This is a genomic window from Sphingobium wenxiniae (assembly GCF_007830065.1).
In the GTDB taxonomy this organism is placed as follows: Bacteria; Pseudomonadota; Alphaproteobacteria; order Sphingomonadales; family Sphingomonadaceae; genus Sphingobium; species Sphingobium wenxiniae.
The window spans coordinates 1-2,738 of record NZ_VLKK01000060.1; the positions used below are offsets into that span (position 1 = coordinate 1).

General features: G+C 64.7%; 2 protein-coding genes. One reads left to right on the top strand and one right to left on the bottom strand.

Features of this window, described 5'->3' with window-relative positions; translation table 11 throughout:
- Positions 1-1,790: TonB-dependent receptor (locus tag IQ35_RS20710; RefSeq protein WP_242003438.1), on the top strand; the 1,790-nt coding region annotated here is incomplete at its 5' end.
- A gap of 80 nt (positions 1,791-1,870) precedes the next feature.
- Here IQ35_RS20710 and IQ35_RS20715 read toward each other — a convergent pair.
- On the bottom strand, positions 1,871-2,626 hold the full coding sequence (locus IQ35_RS20715; protein WP_037523630.1) for an SDR family NAD(P)-dependent oxidoreductase: 756 nt from the start codon (positions 2,624-2,626) through the stop codon (positions 1,871-1,873).
- Positions 2,627-2,738 lie beyond the last annotated feature (112 nt).

The window sequence follows — 2,738 nt, forward strand, 5'->3', positions numbered from 1 at the left end:
CCCTGGAAATGGCGCCACTTGAAATCCGTCATCGTTCCGTCCGTCCAATCTCCGCCAAGCATGCTCAAGCTTCACGATTTTTGCAACAGAGCCACGTGTCCGGCGCCCCCGCCATCGCGCCGTTCACGTATGCCGACGGCCCCGTGCCCTTTCCGCAGGCGACCTACCCCAACGCACCGCACAATGCCCGCGCCGCCGACTGGTCCACCGACTATCGCCCGCGGCAGGACAACCGCATGCTGCAGGGCCTGTTCCGCATGGACTACGACTTCAGCGGCATCACCGTCACCTCGCTGACCGGCTATACCGACCTCAAGTTCGACAACACCACCGAAGGCGGCGGCACCGCGCTGCGCGACACCGACTTGCGCAGCGACAGCGGCCACATCAAGAGCTTCACGCAGGAAGTGCGCATCGCCAACGATTCCCACAACGCGCTGCGCTGGGTGGTAGGCGCGAACTACGAGCGCACCAAGGTCAACGAAGTCACCTGGATGGCCTACGCCGACACCAGCAACACTTACGTCAACGGCTTCGTCAGCCACGCGTATGAAACCCGCCAGAAGATGACGAACTACGCCGCCTTCGGAAACCTGGAGTTCGACGTCAACGACCAGATCACGCTCAAGGCCGGCATCCGCCAGACCCGTGCCAAGCGCGATGCCTATGCCTTCAACGGCGATCTGCCGCAGTTCCCGATCCTGCCGACCGACACCACTTTCGGCGGCACCCCGGGGGTCACGCTGACCGACTTCTTCAACGCGGTATACGGCTCGCTCGGCCCGCTCTACGGCGGCCCGGGCTACCAGATCCCGACGATCGCACCGGGCGGCTCGATCATCCTCGACACGCGCGGGCTGGTGCTGGGCGATCCTTCGGCGAACGATCCGGTCGATCCCGATACTTTCCTCACCGCCACCACCGTCAATACCCGAATCCGCGAGAACAGCACCTCGTGGATGGTCGGTGCGGACTTCAAGCCGGTGGACGGCCTGCTGCTCTACGCCAACGTGTCGAAGGGCTACAAGGCGGGCAGCTTCCCGCACTTGTTGGGCTCGCTCTTCGATTCCTATGCGCCGGTGAAGCAGGAATCGATCATGGCCTACGAGGCGGGCTTCAAGGCCCAGCTGATGGACCGCCTGCTCACCATCAACGGCGCCGCGTTCTACTACGACTACAAGAACAAGCAGACCCGCGCGAAATTCGTCGATCCGCTCTTCGGCGCGCTCGACAAGCTGCTGAACGTGCCCAAGTCCACCATCAAGGGCGCCGAACTGGAAGTCACCGCGCGCCCGATGCAGGGCCTGTCGCTCAGCGCCTCGGTGACGTACCTCGACGCCAAGGTGGACAAGTACCTCGGCGCCGTGGGCCAGACGGCGGTGAGCGGCGTGCTGGTGCCGGTGAACGCCTCGTTCAAGGGCGTCGACCTGCCGTTCTCGCCCAAGTGGCAATACTCGCTGCGCGCGGACTACACGTTCCCGGTCAGTTCGGCGCTGGACGGCTTCGTGGGCGCGGGCCTCAACGGGCAGAGCAGTTCGGTGTCGGCGCTGGTCGTGCCGGGTTCGGCCACCTTCGGGGCGACCTCGGACCTCTACGACATCAAGGCCTATACGCTGGTCAACGCCAACCTCGGCATCCGTTCCTCGGACGGCAAGTGGACGGCGTCGGTCTGGGGCAAGAACATCTTCAACACCTATTACTGGAGCAACGCCACGCAGGTTTACGACACCTTCGTGCGCTACACTGGCCGGCCGGCGGAATACGGCATCACGGTCGGCATGAACTTCTGACGAAGCAACCTACCCTCCTGAAAAGGCCCGGAAACCGCGAGGTTTCCGGGCCACTTTTTTCCCGTTATGACGGATGAAGATCAGATGCTGGTATGCCCGCCATCGATCGCGAACGAGGCGCCGGTGGCGAACGAGGCTTCGTCCGACAGCAGCCAGCGCACCGCGCCCGCGATCTCGGAAGGCTGGCCGAAGCGGTTCATCGGATGGACGGCGGCCAGCGCCTGTTCCAGCCCGGCATCCACTTCCATCGCGCCCTTCAGCATCGGCGTGAGCGTACCGCCCGGCAGCACGGCATTGATGCGGATGCCCTTCGTCGCATAGTCGATCGCGCCGCCGCGCGTCAGGCCCATCGCCCCGGCCTTGCTGGCGCAATACTCGCTGCCGTTCGGGAAACCGACCATGGCGGACGTGGAGACGATGTTGACGATCGCCCCGCCCTTGTCGAGCATCGTGCGGATCTCGTGCTTGTTGCAGAGGAACAGCCCGCGCAGGTTCACCGCGTGGCAGCGATCCCATTCGCCGAGTTCAATCTCGTGCAGCAGCTTGCCACGCTGGGGGACACCGGCGGCGTTGCAGGCGCCGTCGAGGCGGCCGTAAGTGCTCACCGCTGCCCCGATCATCGCGATGACCGAGCTTTCATCCGCCACGTCCGCCGCGATGCCCTGCGCGGTGCCGCCCGCCTGCCCGATCGCGGCGGCGACGGCCTGCGCCTTGCCGCCATCGAGGTCCGCCACGGTGACCCGGCAGCCCGCCTCGCCCAGCGCGAGCGCCACCGCTTCGCCGATCCCGCTGCCACCGCCGGTGACGACGATCGACTTGTCCTGAAGACCTTTCATTCCTTCGTTCTCCCATCTTGGCCCAGTCGGCCCGAAGCTGCGATTTTGGCCATGTTGAAGAACAAAGATTGAACATGGCGATCTACCAGGCTCGCTCTTGTCCTCCAATCTC

Bases quoted from the DNA above. Each gene is read 5' to 3' on its own strand.
- IQ35_RS20715 (WP_037523630.1), bottom strand. From the start codon at position 2,626: ATGAAAGGTCTTCAGGACAAGTCGATCGTCGTCACCGGCGGTGGCAGC.